1 protein-coding gene is annotated in these 587 nt (G+C 41.4%); it reads right to left on the reverse strand.

The annotated features are described in order from the left end of the window. Window positions 1-566 (reverse strand): L-ribulose-5-phosphate 4-epimerase AraD (gene araD, locus NK213_RS17935; RefSeq protein ID WP_253351758.1); only part of this gene is annotated, 566 nt, incomplete at its 3' end. Window positions 567-587 lie beyond the last annotated feature (21 nt).

Genomic DNA, 587 nt, shown 5'->3' on the forward strand with positions numbered 1-587 from the left:
AATACCACTGAATTATGTACCGCTTCTTCCGGTGTCTTCCCCCATGTAAACGGTCCATGGCTGTTTACCAATACTCCCGGTACATACAAAGGATTCAGCCCTCTCTCTTTATATGTTTCTACTATCACTTTGCCTGTTTCCTTTTCGTATTCACCTTCTATCTCTTCTGTTGTCATCTTTCTTGTACAGGGAATCGAGCCATAGAAATAGTCTGCATGTGTTGTCCCGTATGCCTTTATATCCCTTCCGCTTTGCGCCCATATTGTTGCCCATGTTGAGTGGGTATGAACTATCCCTCCTACTTCTTCAAAGGCCTTGTACAATTCTATATGAGTCGCTGTGTCTGATGATGGCTTCAAGTCTCCTTCCGCTACATTTCCTTCAAGATCTACCACTACCATATCAGAAGCTTTCATATTCTCGTATTCCACTCCGCTTGGCTTTATTACTATCAGTCCTTTTTCCCTGTCTATTCCGCTCACATTTCCCCATGTATACAATATCAATCCCTTTTCAGGAAGTTCCATATTTGCCCTATATACTCTTTCTTTTAATTCTTCAAGCATTTTAGATAAATCCTCCTTCCT

The organism is Sebaldella sp. S0638 (genome assembly GCF_024158605.1).
Taxonomy (GTDB): domain Bacteria; phylum Fusobacteriota; class Fusobacteriia; order Fusobacteriales; family Leptotrichiaceae; genus Sebaldella.